The following is an 18529-nucleotide window of genomic DNA, read 5'->3' on the forward strand; positions in this document are numbered from 1 at the left end:
CGGAGGTTTCCGTCACCGGGCCGTCTGCCGTCTCACCACTTGTACCAGCGGCCCCTGCCGCCGCTCGCCGATGTGCTGCGCATGAAGAATCCCAGCAGCCACACGACGAGAACCGCCAAAGCGATCCACCAGAGCACCTTTACTGCGAAACCGGCGCCGAAAAGAATCAAGGCCAGAAGCAGAACGAGCAGAATGGGAACCATAGTGTCAACCTCCTGCCGTTCTGGTTGCCCGGAATTCTCGTTTCAGGCTTCCTTGCGGCAGAGAATTTCTCCGTGCAGCACGCTGAACCATCCGTCCTCCCGCGTGCCCCACTCCCGCCATGCCGCCGCTACGGCCCGCAGTTGTCCGTCGGTGGCGTGGCCCTGCCCGGTGACCCGCTCGGCGTAGCCCGACGCCACCGTGCGGTCCGCCCACAGGGCGCTCCACCAGGCCCGCTCCTCGGCGGTCGAGTAGGTCCAGGTGGCCGAGGTCGCGGTGATGTCCGTGAACCCGGCCGTCAGCGCCCAGGACTTCAGACGCCGGCCGGCATCCGGTTCGCCGCCGTTGGCCCGGGCCACCCGCCGGTACAGGTCCAGCCAGTCGTCCATGCCCGGGGAGAGGGGGTACCAGGTCATCGCCGCGTAGTCCGCGTCCCGGACGGCGACGAACCCGCCGGGCCTGGTCACCCGCCTCATCTCGCGCAGCGCTTGCACCGGATCCCCCACGTGCTGGAGCACCTGGTGGGCGTGGACGACGCAGAAGGTGTCGTCCGGGAAGTCCAGCGCGTGCACGTCGCCCGTCGCGAAGGTGGTGTTCGTCAGTCCCCGTTCACCGGCCACCGTCCGGGCCTGTTCGAGGATCCCCGGCTCCCGGTCGAGACCGGTGACGTGCCCGTCCGGGACCAGCGCCGCCAGGTCGGCGGTGATGGTTCCGGGCCCGCACCCGATGTCCAGGATCCGCATGTGCGGCTCGAGCACCCCGAGGAGGTACCCCGCCGAGTTCTCGGCGGTCCGCCACGTGTGCGACCGCAGTACCGACTCGTGGTGCCCATGGGTGTAGACGGCGGTCTCCCGCGTTTCCGGCATGCCCGGCCCACCCCTTCCGCTGTCCGTAGGAGGCCCTTCACGCTACGCGCTCCGGCCGTATGATGAGACCTGCGTATCGCATGCTGGATAACATCGCGTGGAAAACCCGTTTGCCACCTGCGCCGACGACCCCGCACAATCCCCGCCATGGGCCATCTGGAAGCAGCACATCTGGAGTACTACCTCCCCGACGGGAGGGCCCTCCTGGGCGATGTGTCCTTCCGGGTGGGCGAGGGCGCGGTCATGGCCCTGGTGGGCCCCAACGGGGCGGGCAAGACGACTTTGCTCCGCCTCCTCGCCGGCGAGCTGAAGCCGCACGGCGGGTCCGTCACCGTCACCGGCGGCCTCGGCGTCATGCGCCAGTTCGTCGGCTCCGTACGGGACGAGACGACCGTGCGCGACCTGCTCGTCTCCGTTGCCGCGCCCCGCATCCGGGAAGCGGCCCGGGCGGTCGACCGGGCCGAGCACGGCATCATGACGGTCGACGACGAGGCCGCCCAGCTGGGCTACGCGCAGGCCCTCGCGGACTGGGCCGAGGCGCGCGGCTACGAGGCCGAGACGCTGTGGGACATGTGCACGACGGCCGCACTCGGCATCCCGTACGAGAAGGCGCAGTGGCGCCAGGTCCGCACCCTCTCCGGGGGCGAGCAGAAGCGCCTGGTGCTCGAGGCGCTGCTGCGTGGCACCGACCAGGTGCTGCTGCTCGACGAGCCCGACAACTACCTCGACGTGCCCGGCAAGCGCTGGCTGGAGGAGCGGCTGGAGGAGACCCGCAAGACCGTCCTGTTCGTCTCCCACGACCGCGAACTCCTCGCCCGCGCCGCCCGGCGCATCGTCTCGCTCGAACCGAGCCCCGCCGGTGCCGACGCCTGGGTGCACGGAGGCGGCTTCGCCACGTACCACGACGCACGCCGTGAACGCTTCGCCCGCTTCGAGGAGTTGCGCAGACGCTGGGACGAGAAGCACGCCCAGCTCAAGAAGCTCGTCATCAACCTGCGCCAGGCGGCGGCGAACAGCCCCGACATGGCCTCCCGCTACCAGGCCGCCCAGACCCGGCTGCGCAAGTTCGAGGAGGCCGGACCGCCGCCGGAGCCGCCGCGCGAGCAGGACATCAGGATGCGCCTGAAGGGCGGCCGTACCGGAGTGCGCGCGGTCACCTGCGAGCAGCTCGAACTCACCGGCCTGATGAAACCGTTCGACCTGGAGGTCTTCTACGGCGAGCGGGTCGCCGTCCTCGGCTCCAACGGCTCCGGCAAGTCGCACTTCCTGCGTCTGCTCGCCGGTGACGACGTGACGCACACGGGCGACTGGCGGCTCGGCGCCCGGGTCGTCCCCGGACACTTCGCGCAGACCCACGCACACCCCGAGCTGGAGGGCCGCACACTCCTGGACATCCTGTGGAAGGAGCACGCCCAGGACCGGGGCGCCGCCATGTCCCGGCTGCGCCGCTACGAACTGACCGGACAGGCCGAGCAGACCTTCGAGCGGCTCTCCGGCGGCCAGCAGGCCCGGTTCCAGATCCTGCTGCTGGAACTCCAGGGCGTCACGGCGCTGCTGCTCGACGAGCCGACCGACAACCTGGACCTGGAGTCGGCGGAGGCGTTGCAGGAGGGCCTGGAGGCGTTCGAGGGCACGGTGCTGGCCGTCACGCACGACCGCTGGTTCGCCCGCTCCTTCGACCGCTACCTGGTCTTCGGCAGCGACGGCAGAGTCCGGGAGGCCCCGGAACCCGTGTGGGACGAGCGCCGCGTGGAACGGGCCCGGTAGCGGCCCGCCGCCGTACCCGGAGGCCCGGGGCCGGGATGTTCGTGGACCGGGATGTTCGTAGAGTGGGTGCAGGGACGCGGGACCCGTGGCCTCCCCGGGCGGGTATCCGGACCGCAGGTACGCCTACGACGAGCGGGGCATCACGATGACCGGAGTCGAGCCGAACCGCCTGGACGATCAGCAGCTCATGAAGGAGCTGGAGAACATCCACCGCACGCGTCACGACACGCTGCTGTACGGCTCCAACGACGCACTGCGGGCCCACAACGACCGTATGGCGCAGCTGGAGGGCGAGTACCTCCGCCGCAATCCGCACCGCCCGGTCGCGGCGGGCCGCACCCGCGAAGGGGCCCGGGAGCGGAACGGCGCGGACAGGGCGACACCCGCGAACCCGGGCACCTGACGGACCCGACGAAGAGCCGGGACCCGCGGGGCGCGGGTCCCGGCTCGTGCAGGTCGTTCAGGCCGCTTCCGCGGCGAACACCTCCAGATACGTCTCACAGAACGCCTTGAGGTCGTCCGGCTTGCGGCTGGTGACCAGCTTGGCGGACTCGTGGTCGCAGATCTTCACCTGCTCGTCGACCCAGGTGGCGCCGGCGTTACGGAGGTCGGTCCGCAGGCTCGGCCAGCTGGTCAGCTCCCTCCCGCGGACCACGTCCGCCTCGATGAGGGTCCAGGGCGCGTGACAGATTGCGGCGACGGGCCGCCCCTGTTCGAAGAAGTCCCGGACGAACGCCACGGCCTTCTCGTCCGTGCGCAGCAGGTCCGGATTGGCCACCCCGCCCGGCAGCACCAGCCCGCCGAAGGAGTCGGCGGACGTGTCGCCGACGACCTCCTGCACCGGGAAGGTGTCCGCCTTGTCGAGGTGGTTGAACGCCTGGATCTCGCCCGGGCGGGTCGACACGAGCACGGGTTCGTGACCGGCGCCGACGGCCGCCTCCCACGGCTCGGTCAGCTCGACCTGCTCGACGCCTTCGGGCGCGACGAGGAATGCGATACGCATGGGGGACTATGTCCTTTCGTGCAATGCGTGCAGGACGTTCGGGTTCATGGTCGGGTTCATCCGGATCGACCGGCTACGGGTTGACCGCTTCCCGGGACCGCGTCAGCGCCTCGGCCAGCTCCTGGACGTTGTTGTAGCGCGCCTGTCGCGGCAGCCGGCCCAGCGCCTCGACGAGGGTGTCGGGCGCGTGTCGCCGGTCCAGGGTGCGCATCAGCTCGCGCGGGCCGGCGGGGAACGACCCCCGGCTCAGGATCCTGGCCAGCTCCAGCCGCACCGACTCCAGTGACGTCGGCCCGCGGTTCGGCGTCACCGGGCCGTGCGCGACCGCGGGGTCGTCCTCGGCGAACGGCTCCGGGTCGTTCCACTCCTCGGTCCGGGTGGGGTGCCCTGACCTGAGCAGACCCTGCAGTTCGTGCTTCATCTCGTCGTCGCGGTGAACGCTCAGCCGGTCACTGCCTCGCTGCATGTCTCTCTCCAGATGGCTCGGGGTGTGCACCGCGTACCCGGCCGGCGGACACCGACACGGGGTTCGGCGGGCGGATCGTCACCGTCGTGTGCCGGGCACCGCCGGGTTTGGCCCATGAACGACGGGAGACCCGGTCCCCCACCCCCCGCGCCTCCTGCGAAAGGACCGGCCATGGCGGTGCTTGCCGTGCTCATTCCGATACTCATGCTCGGCGTACTGCTGATGCTGGGCCGCTACGAGGACCTCGTGCTGCCCGGCATGCAGGAACAGGATCCGGACGGTCTCCCCGCGCCTCACGACAGGGGCGTTGCCGGCAGTCGTTGACCGATCGACCGGCCGGGCCCGGGGCGCGCAGGGTGCCCGGCCTTTCACCCACTCGGATGTGCCCGCCCCACCAATGGCGGCCGGCCGCGCGCGGTGCCGCGGCCGACGGGCTGGGATGGGTGCGGGGCGCGACTTCTGCGAACGGGACCACCGTGCCCCGTCCGTCGCCCGAAGGAGCCCGCACCATGTCCCGCACCGCCCGCGCCCTGTCTCTCGCCGCCGTCACCGGCACCGTGCTCGGCGCGCTCGCACCGGCTGCGTTCGCGGATCCGTCCGCCGAGGTCAGTCCGGGCAGGCCGGCCCCGGGCGGCACCGTCACCGTCTCGGTCCTCTGCGATCCGGTCGACGGCCGCCCGCCGGAGACCATCGAGGCGACCTCGGAAGCCTTCGACAAGGGCGTCGTCGAACTGAAGAAGGTGGCCGGCTCCGGCGAGGAGGAGTCCGGCCCGGCCTACCGGGGCACCGCGAACATCCGGGGTGCCGGGGGTGCCGGGGGCCCGGGCGGCGACCCGTTCGACGAACCCGATCCGCCGGGGAAGACCGGCCCTTCGGAGGAGACCGACCCCCTGGACGAGGCCGACCCGCTCTACGACATCGATCCGCTCTCCGCGGTTTCCGAGGCAGACCCCGCCGGCGAGGACTCCGCGCGGACCGTCGAGGGCACCTGTCCTGCCGCGCCAGGGAAGAAGGGCAAACCGTGGAGCGCTTCCTTCACCGTCGCCCGCCACCCCGGCGGTTCCGGCACAACCTCTCCCTCTCCCTCGCCCTCGCCCCCCTCCTCGCGCTGCCCCGAACGCGAGCGCGCCGACTGCGACGGCACGGCGGTCCCGGGCGGTGTCCACGCCGGCACGGGCGGCGGGTTCAACGACTCCGTCCCCGCCCTGGCCGCGGGCGGCCTGCTGATCGCGGGCGCGTTCGGCGCCGCCGCCCACCGGCTGTACCGCGACAGGACCGCGCGTACGGGCCGCTGATGTTCCGCGGTCGCCCGAGCGGAGTGGCACCGTGGGTACTGACCAGGGTGACCGACTCGGGTGACCCCGTGGGCGCGCCGGGGCACCAGACACTGCGCGGAGGTGCGTATGCGGCGGACGGACCCCGGAGGGCACGGCCCTGTCCGCTTCGGACCGGCACTGCCCGAGGACGGGCTGCCCGTCCTGCCCGAACTCTCCGCCGTCCTCGCCGCCGCCGCGTCCCGCGCGCAGGCCGAGCCGGTCGGCGGCGGCCCCGCCCTGCTGGACGCCGCGTGCGGCCACGGCGACCGGCGCGGTCTGCCCGCCGCCCCCGACCGGGTGGCCGTCGCCCCCGGCGCGCCCGCCCTCCTCATGGCGCTCACCGCGGCCGTCGGCGGGGACGTACTGGTACCCCGGCCCTGCGCCGCCTGGTGGGCCCCCGAGGCCCGGCTGCTCGGCCGCCCCGCCTTCTACGTGCCGACGCCCCCCGAGAGCGGCGGCGTCCCCGATCCGTACGCCCTGCTGGAGACCGTGCGACGGGTGCGCGCCGAGGGCGGTGACCCGCGTCTGCTGGTGCTCTCCGTCGCCGACGACCCCACCGCCACCGTCGCCCCGCCCGAACTGCTGTACGAGACCATCGAGGCCGCCGTCGCCGAGGGGCTGTACCTGGTCAGCGACGAGACCTGGCGGGACACCCTGCACGCACCGCGCGAGACCGTGCTGCTCAGCCCCGCCGAGATGCTGCCCGAACACGTCACCGTGGTCACCGACCTGGCGGGCGCCCTGCTCCCGTCCGGCTGGCCCGCCGCGATCGGCCGCTTCCCGGCGGGCGCGGACGGTGGCGCGCTCCACGCGCGCGTGCTCGACGTACTGACCGCGCTCGACGCGCGGGTGGCCGCCCCGGTCGCCGTCGCGGTGGCCTACGCGCTGACCGAGCCGGAACCGGTCACCGCGCGGACGGCCGCCGCCGTACGCCTGCACGCCCGCGTGGCCGCCGTCGCGCGGGACGCGGTCGTCGCCGCGGGAGCCCTGGCCCGCCCCCCGCAGGCCGGACGGCACCTCTACGTCGACCTCACGCCGCTGGCCCCCGCACTCACCGCGCACGGTGTCGGCGACGCCCAGGAACTGGAGGACTTCCTCACCGGGCGGCTCGGCATGCCCGCGCCGGGCGGCCACCGCTTCGGCGACGACCTCGAGGCGCCGCGCGTACGGCTGTCCACCGCGCCCCTGCTCGGCGACACCGCCGAGCGGCGAGCGGAATGCCTCGCCGCGTCCGAGCCGCTGGAACTTCCGCACGTGCGACGTGCGGTGGACCACCTGAGGACGGTCTTCGACGACCTCCGCGACGAAGCCCAGCGATAAGAGCCCCTCCCCGCGGGCCCCGGGAGGCTCCGGCCGGTGGTGATCAGCCCCGCAGGTGCCGCCACAGGCCCGGAGCCGCGCTGATCAGGACGGTCAGGACGACCGCCGCGAGCACGCCCTGCCAGGGCTCCTCGAACAGCGAGCCGCCGAGGACGCCGATCAACTGGTACGTCAACGCCCAGGCCAGGCAGGCCGGCAGGTTGCCGCGGACGAAGCGGCGCAAGGGCCACTCGGCGATCAGGCAGGCCAGCATCACCGGAAGGCGCCCCGCCGGAATCAGCCGGGACAGCACCAGCACCGTCACGTCGTGCTCGGCGAGCTTGGTCTGTGCCTGCGCCAGCCGGTCCTCCGGCGCCCGCGCCCGGATCGCCTCCAGCCAGCGCGAACCGTTCCGCGACCGCATCCCGCGCCGCCCCAGCCAGTACAGGGCGACGTCCCCGAGGAACGCGGCCAGGGACGCCGTCGCGAACACCAGCACCATCGAGAGCGGCGCCATCCGGTGGAAGGCGACCACCGACGCCGAACTCACGAGCACCCCCGTCGGCACCACCGGCACCAGCGCCCCGATCAGCACCAGCAGGAACAGCGAGGGATACCCGATCGCCTGCTGGGTGGACTCCGGAACCACGGTCGTCGGCGCGGCGAACACCGAGACAGGGGCGACAGGGGCGACCAGGGCGGCCAACGAGGCCAGGGCCGACACGGGCGCACCGGCCGCCTGTATCAGGGCGGCGGGCAGAATCACCGCGGGCCTCCCAGACGCACCCTCTCCCCGTGCCCCAGCCGGTGCACCGGCACCCCGGGTGCCTGCTGGGCCGCCCGTCGTACGAATTCGTCGCCCGGCGAGTGGAACTCGTGCGGACGCACGGCGTCCATGCCGATCGGCCAGTACGTGCCGTAGTGCACCGGCACCGCGCTGCGCGCCTCGAGCCGGGCCAGCGCCTCGGCCGCGCGCGCCGCGTCCAGGTGCCCCTCACCGAGGTACGGGCCCCAGCCGCCCACCGGCAGCAGTGCCACGTCGACCGGCCCGACCTCCTTGGCCATCGTGTCGAACAGGCCGGTGTCGCCCGCGAAGTACGTGCGCGCCTCGCCCTCCACGACGTAGCCGAGCGCGGGGGAGCGGTGCGGTCCGAGCGGCAGCCGCCGCCCGTCGTGCCGGGCGGTCACGGCCCGTACGGCCAGGCCGCCGACCGTCAGCACGTCGCCGGGTGCCACCTCGCTCACCTCGAGGTGTGTGAGCCGGCGCAGCCCCGGCACCGCACGGCGTGCGCCCCGGGGCACGAGCAGGCGCGTGCCCGGGGCGAGCAGCGCCAGCGAGGGCAGATGCAGATGATCGGCGTGCAGATGGGAGACCAGCGCCACGTCCGCGTGCCGGGCGCCCGGCGGTGGCACGGCACCGCGCCGCCGCCGCAGATGCGCGAGGCGGCGGGCGAACAGGGGATCGGTGAGCACGCGGGTGTGCGAGTCCTCGACCGTGCAGGTGGCGTGCCCCCACCAGGTGATCTCCACCGGCACCTCTTCGCCTCCCTCCGCGACTCCCCGAAGCCTACGCGCAGGAGTAGGGTCGGCGACGCAGTCCGGAGGTGAGGGGGCGCCATGGGGGCGGTGCGGGTGACGGCGATCGCGAGTCTGACACCGCTGGCGGAACTGGACGCCGACCCCTTCCTCGTGGACTCCCGCAGCCAGCACGAGATGTGCGCCCACTGGGCCCGCGAACGCGGCTACGTGGTGACCCGGGAGCTGCTGGTGCGGGGACTGCGCTGCGACCACAGCCTTCTGTGGGACGGCGTACGGCCGGGCGCCGATCTGTTCGTGTCGCCCAGCCGCCGGGTGCTGGAGAGCGCCCTGGCCTCCGTCGAGGAGTTCACCGCCGAATGCGCGCGGCGCGGGGTACGGGTGGAGACCGTCGGCCACGCCGAACCGTCGTACGACGCCGCGATGAGGGCCCGGGTGCACCGCCGCCTGTCCATGCCGACGGCCGGCTACGACGGCCGCTGAGCCGCCTCCGGCCCTTTTCCCGGGCCCATCGGGGACGAATCGGCACTTCCGGGCGTTGTGGCAGGGTGGGTACGGGCAGGGGCCGGTTCGCGGGCCGTCCTGGCTGGTGGCGGCGACGAGCCGGGACGTGAGGTGGACTGGGCGTGGGTGGCGTGCGGTGGCGACGGATCGCCAGTCAGATCGGGCGGAGCGTCACCGTGTGGGCGGTCGCCACCCTCACCATGCTGGTGCTCGCCGGCATCCTCCCCGACTTCCGGCTGCGCTCCGCCGACGGCGACAGCGCCACCGACATCGCGGTCACCGCCGCGCTCGGCGCCGGTGCCTTCGGTCTGCTCTCGGCGCTGGTGTGGCCGCTGCTGGTGCGGCTGCTGCTGCTCGTACCGGCACTCGTCCTCGGCCTGCTGGTGTTCTTCCTCAACGGCGCGCTGCTGCTGCTGGCGCTGCGGCTCAACCCGATCGAACGCGGGACCGCCGCGTGGGAGACCGCGGTCGTGGTCGCCGCCGTGATGTCCGCCGTCGCCTCCGCCACCGGAGCCGCCCTCGCCGTGCGCGACGACGACGCCTACCGCCGCCGCCTCTACCGGCTCGCCTACCGCCGCCGCGGATCCGCACCGTCCGTCCCGGCCACCCACGGCACCGTCTTCCTGCAACTGGACGGCGTCGGCCACGACGTCCTGCTGCACGCGGTCGACCGGGGTCTGATGCCGACCGTCGCCCGCTGGCTCGGCGCCGACGACGTTCGTCCCCCCTCCCACCGCCTCACCTCCTGGCACACCGACTGGTCCAGCCAGACCGGCGCCAGTCAGCTCGGCATCCTGCACGGCAGCAACCACGACGTCCCCGCCTTCCGCTGGTACGAGAAGGACCGCCGGGAGGTGATGGTCTGCAACCGGCCCACCAGCGCCGTGGAGCTGCAGCGGCGGGCCGCCCGCCACGTCGGCCATGCCGGGCTGCTGGCCGCCGACGGCGCGAGCCGCGGCAACCTGTTCAGCGGCGGCGCCGGCGAACAGGCCCTGGTGCTGTCCATCACCGCGCGCCGCCGCACCCGGGAGAACCGCTCCCGCTCGGGCTACTTCGCCTACTTCTCCGACCCGGCCAACGCCGTGCGCACCGCCCTGTCCTTCGGTGCCGAGGTGGTCCGCGAGATCGCCCAGTCCACCCGGGCCCGGTGGGCCAAGCAGCTCCCCCGCGTGTCCCGCGGCGGGCTCTACCCGTTCGTGCGGGCCTTCGCGACCGTCGTCCAGCGGGACGTGGTCGTCGCCGCCGTCATGGGCGACCTGCTGGCCGGCCGCACCTCCGTCTACGCCGACCTGGTCGCCTACGACGAGGTGGCCCACCACTCCGGCCCCGCGAGCCGGGACGCCGAGAAGGTCCTGAAACGCCTCGACCGCTCCCTCGCCCTGATCGAGCACGTCGCCGAGCACGCCCCCCGTCCGTACCGGATCGTCGTCCTCTCCGACCACGGCCAGAGCCCCGGCGAGACCTTCCGCGCCCGCTACGGCCTCACCCTCGGCGACCTGGTCCGGGCCGGGTGCGGACTGCCCGTACCGCGCCGCGCGCGGCGCACCCGCAGCGGCGCCGAGGCCCGCGCGGCGGTCCGGGCGGCACTGCACCGGCCGGTCGAGGAGGGCGTCGAGCAGTACCGTCCCCCGCGCGGCTCCGAGCCCGTCGTGCTGGCCTCCGGCAACCTCGGCCTGGTCTCCTTCCCGGACGTGCCGCACCGGATGAGCAAGGAGGAGATCGACGCCCGCCATCCGGCACTGCTGCCGACCCTCGCCAACCACCCCGGCATCGGCTTCCTGCTGGTGCGCAGCGAACGGCACGGCGGTGTCGTCCTCGGCGCGCACGGCGCGGAGATCCCCCTCGACGCACTCGACGCACTCGACGCACTCGACGACGATCCCGGGCCCCTGGCCGCGTTCGGGCCGGGCGCCGCCGACGTCATACGCCGTACCCACTCCTTCCCGCACACCGCCGACATCATGGTCAACTCCTTCCACGACCCCGTCACCGGGGAGGTCCACGCCTTCGAGGAGCAGATCGGCTCCCACGGAGGCCTCGGCGGCGCCCAGTCCCACCCCTTCCTGCTGTCCCCGGTCACGTTGTCCCCGCCGGTCGCCGACGGAACCGAACTCGTCGGTGCCGAACACGTCCACCGGGTACTGCGCCGCTGGCTGGCCGAGTCCGGCGACTTCGCCCGTCCGACCCGTCCCGGCCAGGAACGCGCGGCCTGAACCGGGGAGGGCCGGTCTTCCGGGTGAGGGGCCGGTCCTGCGGGTGAGTCGAGCCGTAGTGTGATCGGATGGGGTCGGGAATCCCGGTGACCCGGGCGGCCCCGGACAGAGTACGGACCGGACACACGGCCGGACATTTTCGAAAGGATGCGTCATGGCAGCCACGCGCTCCGCACACACCGTTTGGGAAGGCAACCTCTTCAAGGGCAGCGGGGTCGTCACCTTCGACTCCTCCGGCAGCATCGGTGAGCAGCCGGTCACCTGGGCGTCGCGAGCGGAGGAGGCGAACGGCAGGACCAGCCCCGAGGAGCTGATCGCCGCCGCGCACTCCAGCTGCTACTCGATGGCCTTCTCCAACATCCTCGACAAGGCCGGCAACCCGCCGACCCGCCTGGTGACCTCCGCCGACGTCACCTTCGTGCCCGGCGAGGGCATCACCGGGATCCACCTCACCGTCGAGGCCACCGTCCCCGGCCTGGACGAGGCGGCCTTCCAGTCCGCGGCCGAGGACGCCAAGGTCAACTGCCCGGTCAGCCAGGCGCTGAAGGGCACCGAGATCACGCTGACGGCGAAGCTCTCCTGACCCGCCGTCCCCGCAGCACACCCGCAGGCCGCCCCGTCGGGGCGGCCTGCGCCGTGTGGCCGCCTGAACGAGCGGTTGACAAACAGCCCACGTAAACTATTGACAACAGCCCGCTCAAGTTTTGTGCTGGAAGTCTTGAGGCCCGAAGAGGTGTGCCCTGGCGGAAGGGGACAGCGATGGGACGTGCGGTCGGAATCGACCTGGGAACCACGAACTCGGTGGTGGCCGTGCTGGAGGGCGGTGAGCCGACCGTCGTCGCCAACGCGGAGGGTGCGCGGACCACCCCCTCGGTGGTGGCCTTCGCCAAGAACGGCGAGGTGCTCGTCGGCGAGGTCGCCAAACGGCAGGCCGTGACGAACGTCGACCGCACCGCCCGCTCGGTCAAGCGGCACATGGGCGACAGCCAGTGGCACTTCCCCGAGCAGGGCTCCGTGGACGGCACCCGCTACCGGGCGCAGGAGCTGTCGGCCCGGGTGCTGCAGAAGCTGAAGCGGGACGCGGAGTCCTACCTGGGCGAGGACATCACGGACGCCGTGATCACCGTCCCGGCGTACTTCGACGACGCCCAGCGGCAGGCCACCAAGGAGGCCGGGGATGTCGCCGGGCTGAAGGTCCTGCGGATCATCAACGAGCCCACGGCGGCGGCCCTCGCGTACGGCCTGGACAAGGAGAACGAGCAGACCGTCCTCGTCTTCGACCTGGGCGGCGGCACCTTCGACGTGTCGCTCCTGGAGATGGGCGACGGAGTCATCGAGGTGAAGGCCACCAACGGCGACACCCACCTCGGCGGCGACGACTGGGACCAGCGCCTCCTCGACCATCTCACCCAGCGCTTCAAGAACCAGTACGGCGTCGACCTGGCGCAGGACAAGATGGCCGTGCAACGGCTGCGGGAGGCCGCCGAGAAGGCCAAGATCGAGCTGTCCTCCTCCTCCGAGACCACGATCAACCTGCCCTACATCACGGCCTCCGCCGACGGCCCGCTGCACCTGGACGAGAAACTCACCCGGGCCCAGTTCCAGGAACTCACCGCCGACCTGCTGGAGCGCTGCAAGACACCCTTCCACCAGGCCGTCAAGGACGCCGGCGTCAAGCTCTCCGCGGTCGACCACGTCATCCTCGTCGGCGGCTCCACCCGGATGCCCGCCGTGACCGACCTGGTCCGCGAACTCACCGGCAAGGACCCGCACAAGGGCGTCAACCCGGACGAGGTCGTCGCCGTAGGAGCGTCCCTCCAGGCGGGCGTCATCCGCGGCGACGTGAAGGACGTGCTGCTGCTCGACGTCACCCCGCTGTCCCTCGGCATCGAGACCAAGGGCGGCATCATGACCAAACTGATCGAACGCAACACCACCATCCCGACCCGGCGTTCGGAGACCTTCACCACGGCCGAGGACAACCAGCCCTCGGTCGGCATCCAGGTCTACCAGGGCGAACGCGAGATCGCGGCGTACAACAAGAAGCTCGGCGTCTTCGACCTGACCGGTCTGCCCCCGGCGCCGCGCGGCGTCCCGCAGATCGAGGTGGCCTTCGACATCGACGCCAACGGGATCATGCACGTCTCCGCCAAGGACCTCGCCACCGGCCGGGAACAGAAGATGACCGTCACCGGCGGCTCGGCGCTGCCCAAGGACGACATCGACCGCATGATGCGCGAGGCGGAGCAGTACGCCGAAGAGGACCGCAAGCGCCGCGAGGCCGCCGAAACCCGTAACCAGGCGGAGCAACTCGTCTACCAGACCGAGAAGTTCATCCGGGACAACGGTGACCGGATCCCCGCGGAAACCAAGTCCGAGGTCGAGGCCGCCGTCGCGGAGCTCAAGCCCCTGCTGGAGCAGTCCGCCGAAACGGCCGCCCTGCGCGCCGGCGTCGAGAAACTCGCCGCGGTCAGCCAGAGGATGGGCCAGGCGATGTACGCCCAGGCCGACCAGGCGTCCACCGGTGACGCCGGGCAGCACACCGCACCACAGGAGGATGAGGGCGTCGTCGACGCGGAGATCGTCGACGACGAGAAGGACGGAGGTGACGGGGACCGCGGGAAGGAGGAGCGCGGTGCTCAGTAGCCGTCCCGGAACTCCCGCAGCAGCTTCTGGGTGTGCTGGGTGGTGGCGGCCCGCGCCACCATGTGGTCCAGCACCTCCAGATGCGCCGAGACCTCCTTGCGGGAGTCCAGATACAGGGCGCCGGTCAGATACTCGGTGAACACCATGTCCGGCAGCTCCGGCTCGGCGAAACGGAACAGCGAGAACGGCGCGTACGTCCCCGGATGCGGGCCGTCGGCGAACTCGGCGACCTGGATGGTGATCCGGTCCCGCTCGGACCACTCCAGCAGCTTGTCGAACTGGTCGCGCATCACCCGGCCGTGCACGCTCACCGGCCGCCGCAGCACCGTCTCCTCGATGATCACCCACAGGTGGGGCGGATCCGGCCGTTCGAGGAGCCGCTGCCGCTCCAGACGCAGCGACACATGCCGCTCGACCGCCTCCGGCCCCTGGTTCCCGATCGTCCCGGCCTCCAGGACGGCACGCGCGTAGTCCTCCGTCTGCAGCAGCCCCGGCACGAAGTGCGGCTCGTAGGACCGGATGATGCGAGCGGCGCCCTCGAGGCTCACGTACAGGCTGAACCAGTCGGGCAGCACGTCGTGGAACCGCTGCCACCAGCCCGGACGGTTCGCGTCCTCCGCGAGCCCGATGAACGTGGCCGCCTTGCTCTGCCGCACCCCGTAGGCCGTCAGCAGGATCTGGACGTAGGGGATCTTCAGTGCGACCTCGGCCGTCTCCATCCGCCGTACGGTCGCGGGGGCCACCCGCAGGACCCGGGCGGCCTCCTCACGGGTGAGGCCCGCCGTCTCCCGCAGTTCCTGCAGCCGCCTGCCGAGCACCACCTGGCCCACGGTGGGTGCGGCCCGCCGTTCACTCACGCCACGTCTCCCCAACGCCCCCGGACACCGGTTCAGTCTGCCATGCCGCACCGACCCTCTCACGGGGCGCGGGCCGGCGCCCCCGCTCCGGGCGATCCCGGTCCTCGGCCGGGAAGGCGCCGTACGGGGGAGCCGCAACGCCTTGACCAGGACCTCGCGGCTCCTCCTGTGGCACGCTGGGACAGAGCCCCGCCACCGCGGGAACCGGCCCGCAGGGGACCGAAGAGGAGCGCGCCCATGTCCGACGAACCGCTGTCGCCCAAGGAGATCGAGGAGCGGCTGGCCGACCTGCCGGGCTGGGCGCTCGACGACGGCCGCCTCACCCGTTCCTACCGGCTGGGCTCCCACTTCGCGGCGACGGCGATGGTCGTCCACGTCGCCCAGGTGCAGGAGGAGCTGAACCACCACTCCGATCTCACCCTCGGCTACAACACCGTGTCCCTCGCCGCCCAGACGCACAGCGCGGGCGGTGCCGTCACCGAGAAGGACCTCGAACTGGCGCGCAGAGTACAGGACTTGGCGCCCTCTCACGGTGCACACTGAGGTGTGTGCTCGACTACGACGAGGAAGCGGAGCGGTACGACGCCTCACGCGGCGGTGAGCCCCGGGCCGCCGCGTCCGCGGCGGCGGTACTGGACCTGATACCGGCCGGCGCGCGGGATCTGCTGGACATGGCCTGCGGCACCGGCATCGTGACCCGGCGCTTTTCCGCCGCCCGGGACGGCCTGCGCGTGACCGGTGTCGACCTCGCGTCGGCGATGGCCCGGAGGGCGGCGGCCCGACTGCCCGGCGCCGTGGTCCGCGCCGACGGCCGCCGACTGCCTTTCGGCGACGCCCGGTTCGACGCCGTCGTCAGCGTGTGGCTGCTGCACCTGGTGTCCGGCCCAGAGGACGTGCGAACCCTCATCGGAGAGTGCGCCAGGGTCCTGCGGCCCGGCGGAGTGTACGTCACCACCGTCGACAAGGGCGCCTCGCACCGTGTGGGCAGCGACATCGACGCCGTCCTCGCCGCCCGCCCGCGCAGCCCGGTGCACGATGCCGCCGCGGACGTGACGGCCCGCGCCGCCGAACACGGCCTGGTCCCGGCCGGACAGGCCGTGTTCCGGGGCCACGGTCAGGGCCGCAGCCCCCGCCGCACCATCGCCGACCTGCGCCGCGGCTGGTTCGTCACCCTGCCCCCGGGAGACCCCCACGCCGACGGCTTCGCCACCGCCCTCGCCGCCCTCCCCGACCAGGACCGCCCCCGCCCGGACCCGGTCTTCCGACTACGGGCGTTCCGGAAGCCGCCGAGACCGGCGGTGTTCACACCCTGAGCGGACGGCACGTCAGCGCCCGCTCGGTGGCCTCGCCACCCCGGCCTGCCTCTACCCGGTACAGGCGGACCTCCGGCTTCCGGGCCACCGCCTCGGTGAGCCGGCCGTCCGTGAAGAGGGCGCCCGCACCGTCCTCCAGCGCCCATCCGGCGGGCAGCGCGCCACCCGCCACGGCCGCCCGGTAGGAGGTCCGGCGGCCGGGTTCGCTGTCGTAGTGCGGACACACCGATCCCGGCAGCAGCCCCAGCCCGTCCCGCAGGTAGGTCAGCGGACCGAAGGAGTCGGTGTGCGAGCCCACGGCCCAGCAGTTGGCGCCGGCGCTGATCCCGCACAGCAGCGTCCCGCGATCGTACGCCTCGCGCAGCAGCCGGTCGACTTGTCGTCGAGCTCACGCCGGAACAGCGGCAGGACGGACGGCTCGCAGGCACGCGACCGGAAGGCGGTCAGGAACCGTTCGACATACGTGGGGGCGCCCCCACTGGCCGTGGGGACGAAGCACACCTTGGGGCGGGGGACGAGGGCGTGGGCGAGCAGCCAGTCGTCCAGCAGACCGTCGTCGTCGGTGGAGAAGCCTCCCCCGAGGAGGGCCGCACGACGGGCGGGAAGAGCGGTGCCCCCGGTCATCGGACGACCGTCGGCAGGTCGGGACGCAGGCGCGCCCTGAGCTTCTCGAACGCGGTGGGCAGCGGCCGTCGCGGCAGGAAGGCGCTGATCCGGCGGGCGCAGTCCTCGGCCGTGGCGGTGGTCGTCTCGCATTCGACGTCGTACAGGCCGTGCGCGTGGACCCGGTCGAACTGCCGGGCCGCGAGGCCCGCCGGGCGGTCGCCCCGTGCACGCTCGCGCCGTTCCGTCTCCTCCAGCGAACACCGCGCGCCGACCAGGACGACCTCCCGGGCATCGAACAGCCCGAGACAGTCCAGCAAGCGCCACTCCTCGCTCAGCACGTGGTCCACCACCACGTTGTTCCCCGCCTCGGCCATTCCGGCGACCGCCCGATGGAACCCCCTCCAGGTGCGTCACAGCACGTGAGGGAGTTCGTCCGCGTCGATCTCACGGCGCGACCGCATCGCGTGGAAGGAGTCCACGGGCAGGTGGAAGTACGGCTCGTCCAGCACGTGCAACAGTTCCCTCGCGATGCTGGATTTTCCCGAACTGGACGTGCCGTTCAGGAAGATGATCCGCCCGTGCACGTGGGCTCCTTCGCTGTCGCCGGTGGAGAACGACCTTCATTCTCCACCGGCGGTGTCTCAGCGCACCGCGCAGGTCCGTTCACCCAGTCTGAACGCCGTCGGCTCCGTGTTCGTCGCCGAACGGCTCGCCGTGAAGCCGAAACCGACCGACGAGCCCGCCGCGACGGTGCCGTTCCAGTCGGTGTTGCGTACCGTCACCGCCGAACCGGACTGTGTGTGGGCCCCGTTCCAGAGCTGGGACACCCGCTGACCGTCCGGGAACGACCAGGTCAGCGACCAGCCGTTCCAGGCGTTCGCCCCGGTGTTGGTCACCTGGACCTGGGCCTGGAAACCGTCGGGCCACTGGTTGGTGATCTGGTAGGACACGGCGCAGGCGCCCGTCGGCTCCGGATCCGGGCCGGGACCGGTGCCTCCGCCGCCGTCGTCCCCGCCCCCGGTGGCCGAGGTGTCGCCGTAGACGATGCCGCGGCCGTTGGTCGCCACGTACACCCTGCCGTACGCCCGCGGGTCGCCGGTGATTGCCGCACCCGTCCAACCCCACTGGTGGGCATCGTCGTTGATGCGGGTCCAGCTCTCGCCCCGGTCCGTGGAGCGGAAGATGCCGCGCACCCCGTCGATCTTCGCGCTGGTGAAGAGCGTCTGGTACGAGGCACCCGGTGCAGCCTTGCCGAAGCCGACGGTGTCGGCCTCGTCGACGCCCCGCAGTTCGGTGAAGCTCTGCCCGCCGTCGGTGGAGTGCCACAGCCCGTACGCACCGTCACTCGCCCCGCCGGCCAGCCAGATGTCGCCCTCGGTGCCCGGCAGTGCCTTGAACCGCACGCTGTCACCGCTCGGCAGCCCGGTCGCGGGAGACGCGGTGGAGGTGGCGCCGCCGTTCGTACTGACTTAGAACTTCCCGGACCTGAAGCCGTAGAACGTCTTCGGGTCCACCCGGTCGGACTTGACGACCGCCCCCTCGGGGATGCCGCTCGACGCCGACCACGACGTGCCGAAGCCGGTGGTGTGGTGCACCCCGGCGCCCTGCGGGCTCCACACGAAGCGGCTGCCGTCGGCGCCCGCCGCGACCGTGCCGCCGCCGCTGACGCCCGAAGGATCCTTACCCGCGAACCAGTTGGCACCGTTGTCGGTCGAGAACGCGATGTGCGGGCCCAAGTCCGGATTCCCCGCCCGGACCACCGTGTCGGGGCGGGACTCGGCGAAGTCCGGACTCGTGGTGGCGGTGAAATTGGGCTGGGTGAACATCATCGACGGCACCTTCGTCAGGTCCGTGTGCCGGAAGCCGCCGATGTCGAGGAGCCCGCTGGGCAGCGGGGCGCCCGACGGGGGAGAGACGAGGTCGTTGACCGCACGGA

18 protein-coding genes and 3 pseudogenes are annotated in these 18529 nt (G+C 72.4%); 11 read left to right on the plus strand and 10 right to left on the minus strand.

What is annotated here, in order from left to right; translation table 11 throughout:
• Positions 1 to 32: 32 nt before the first annotated feature.
• Together AC6F7H_RS29170 and AC6F7H_RS29175 are read right to left on the minus strand one after the other, a co-directional pair.
• A complete protein-coding gene (locus AC6F7H_RS29170) occupies positions 33 to 203 on the minus strand; it encodes a hydrophobic protein (RefSeq protein WP_109376312.1) in 171 nt (56 codons plus the stop codon).
• A 42-nt stretch (positions 204 to 245) separates the two neighbouring features.
• Positions 246 to 1067, minus strand: a complete 822-nt coding sequence (locus AC6F7H_RS29175; protein ID WP_500760248.1) for a methyltransferase domain-containing protein — start codon at positions 1065 to 1067, stop codon at positions 246 to 248.
• A gap of 147 nt (positions 1068 to 1214) precedes the next feature.
• Between AC6F7H_RS29175 and AC6F7H_RS29180 the strand changes: the two genes are divergently transcribed.
• Both AC6F7H_RS29180 and AC6F7H_RS29185 read left to right on the plus strand, forming a co-directional pair.
• Positions 1215 to 2834, plus strand: coding sequence for an ABC-F family ATP-binding cassette domain-containing protein (locus AC6F7H_RS29180; protein ID WP_500760251.1), 1620 nt, complete (start codon positions 1215 to 1217; stop codon positions 2832 to 2834).
• Between the two features lie 145 nt (positions 2835 to 2979).
• The gene (locus AC6F7H_RS29185; protein WP_500762115.1) at positions 2980 to 3237 is read left to right on the plus strand and encodes a DUF6158 family protein; all 258 of its coding nucleotides are present in this window, start codon (positions 2980 to 2982) and stop codon (positions 3235 to 3237) included.
• Positions 3238 to 3294: 57 nt separating this feature from the next.
• Here AC6F7H_RS29185 and AC6F7H_RS29190 read toward each other — a convergent pair whose 3' ends face one another.
• A complete protein-coding gene (locus AC6F7H_RS29190; RefSeq protein ID WP_363036861.1) occupies positions 3295 to 3837 on the minus strand; it encodes a type 1 glutamine amidotransferase domain-containing protein in 543 nt (180 codons plus the stop codon).
• A 73-nt stretch (positions 3838 to 3910) separates the two neighbouring features.
• Positions 3911 to 4303 carry a DUF2795 domain-containing protein gene (locus AC6F7H_RS29195; protein ID WP_500760254.1) on the minus strand — a complete coding sequence of 131 codons (393 nt, stop codon included), beginning with the start codon at positions 4301 to 4303 and terminating at the stop codon, positions 3911 to 3913.
• 171 nt (positions 4304 to 4474) lie between these two features.
• On the opposite strand from AC6F7H_RS29195, the gene AC6F7H_RS29200 reads away from it, so the two are divergent.
• The 3 genes from AC6F7H_RS29200 (at position 4475) to AC6F7H_RS29210 (ending at position 6939) form a co-directional block, all read left to right on the plus strand.
• A complete protein-coding gene (locus AC6F7H_RS29200; protein WP_181383325.1) occupies positions 4475 to 4627 on the plus strand; it encodes a hypothetical protein in 153 nt (50 codons plus the stop codon).
• A gap of 185 nt (positions 4628 to 4812) precedes the next feature.
• Positions 4813 to 5598: a hypothetical protein gene (locus tag AC6F7H_RS29205; protein ID WP_500760257.1), complete on the plus strand. Its 786-nt coding sequence runs from the start codon at positions 4813 to 4815 to the stop codon at positions 5596 to 5598.
• 108 nt (positions 5599 to 5706) lie between these two features.
• Entirely contained in the window at positions 5707 to 6939 is a 1233-nt protein-coding gene (locus AC6F7H_RS29210) for an aminotransferase class I/II-fold pyridoxal phosphate-dependent enzyme (RefSeq protein WP_500760260.1), read from the plus strand.
• Positions 6940 to 6982: 43 nt separating this feature from the next.
• Here AC6F7H_RS29210 and AC6F7H_RS29215 read toward each other — a convergent pair whose 3' ends face one another.
• Positions 6983 to 7588 (minus strand): DedA family protein, encoded by a 606-nt coding sequence (locus AC6F7H_RS29215; protein ID WP_500762117.1) that lies wholly within the window; start codon positions 7586 to 7588, stop codon positions 6983 to 6985.
• 92 nt (positions 7589 to 7680) lie between these two features.
• Entirely contained in the window at positions 7681 to 8454 is a 774-nt protein-coding gene (locus AC6F7H_RS29220) for an MBL fold metallo-hydrolase (protein WP_109376319.1), read from the minus strand.
• Positions 8455 to 8535: 81 nt separating this feature from the next.
• On the opposite strand from AC6F7H_RS29220, the gene AC6F7H_RS29225 reads away from it, so the two are divergent.
• The 4 genes from AC6F7H_RS29225 (at position 8536) to dnaK (ending at position 13817) form a co-directional block, all read left to right on the plus strand.
• Entirely contained in the window at positions 8536 to 8937 is a 402-nt protein-coding gene (locus AC6F7H_RS29225) for a hypothetical protein (protein WP_500760263.1), read from the plus strand.
• A 197-nt stretch (positions 8938 to 9134) separates the two neighbouring features.
• Entirely contained in the window at positions 9135 to 11171 is a 2037-nt protein-coding gene (locus tag AC6F7H_RS29230) for a phage holin family protein (RefSeq protein WP_500762119.1), read from the plus strand.
• 154 nt (positions 11172 to 11325) lie between these two features.
• Entirely contained in the window at positions 11326 to 11754 is a 429-nt protein-coding gene (locus AC6F7H_RS29235; RefSeq protein ID WP_109376322.1) for an OsmC family protein, read from the plus strand.
• A gap of 176 nt (positions 11755 to 11930) precedes the next feature.
• Entirely contained in the window at positions 11931 to 13817 is a 1887-nt protein-coding gene (dnaK, locus tag AC6F7H_RS29240; RefSeq protein WP_500760266.1) for a molecular chaperone DnaK, read from the plus strand.
• Here dnaK and AC6F7H_RS29245 read toward each other — a convergent pair.
• Entirely contained in the window at positions 13811 to 14674 is an 864-nt protein-coding gene (locus AC6F7H_RS29245) for a Sco1979 family transcriptional regulator (RefSeq protein WP_500760269.1), read from the minus strand. The two genes, dnaK and AC6F7H_RS29245, sit on opposite strands and share 7 nt — an antisense overlap.
• Before the next feature lie 237 nt (positions 14675 to 14911).
• On the opposite strand from AC6F7H_RS29245, the gene AC6F7H_RS29250 reads away from it, so the two are divergent.
• Entirely contained in the window at positions 14912 to 15217 is a 306-nt protein-coding gene (locus AC6F7H_RS29250) for a 4a-hydroxytetrahydrobiopterin dehydratase (RefSeq protein WP_500760271.1), read from the plus strand.
• 5 nt (positions 15218 to 15222) lie between these two features.
• Positions 15223 to 15987, plus strand: coding sequence for a class I SAM-dependent methyltransferase (locus AC6F7H_RS29255; protein ID WP_500760274.1), 765 nt, complete (start codon positions 15223 to 15225; stop codon positions 15985 to 15987).
• Here AC6F7H_RS29255 and AC6F7H_RS29260 read toward each other — a convergent pair.
• The 3 pseudogenes from AC6F7H_RS29260 to AC6F7H_RS29270 form a co-directional block, all read right to left on the minus strand.
• Positions 15977 to 16611, minus strand: a pseudogene (locus AC6F7H_RS29260) (Type 1 glutamine amidotransferase-like domain-containing protein). The gene AC6F7H_RS29255 and the pseudogene AC6F7H_RS29260 overlap by 11 nt on opposite strands.
• Positions 16608 to 17177: pseudogene (locus AC6F7H_RS29265) on the minus strand (chloramphenicol phosphotransferase CPT family protein). Before AC6F7H_RS29265 ends, AC6F7H_RS29260 begins: the two co-directional pseudogenes overlap by 4 nt.
• Before the next feature lie 57 nt (positions 17178 to 17234).
• Positions 17235 to 18524: pseudogene (locus AC6F7H_RS29270) on the minus strand (cellulose binding domain-containing protein); the annotation flags it as partial.
• Between the last annotated feature and the right edge of the window lie 5 nt (positions 18525 to 18529).

The organism is Streptomyces sp. MMS24-W38, assembly GCF_059889265.1.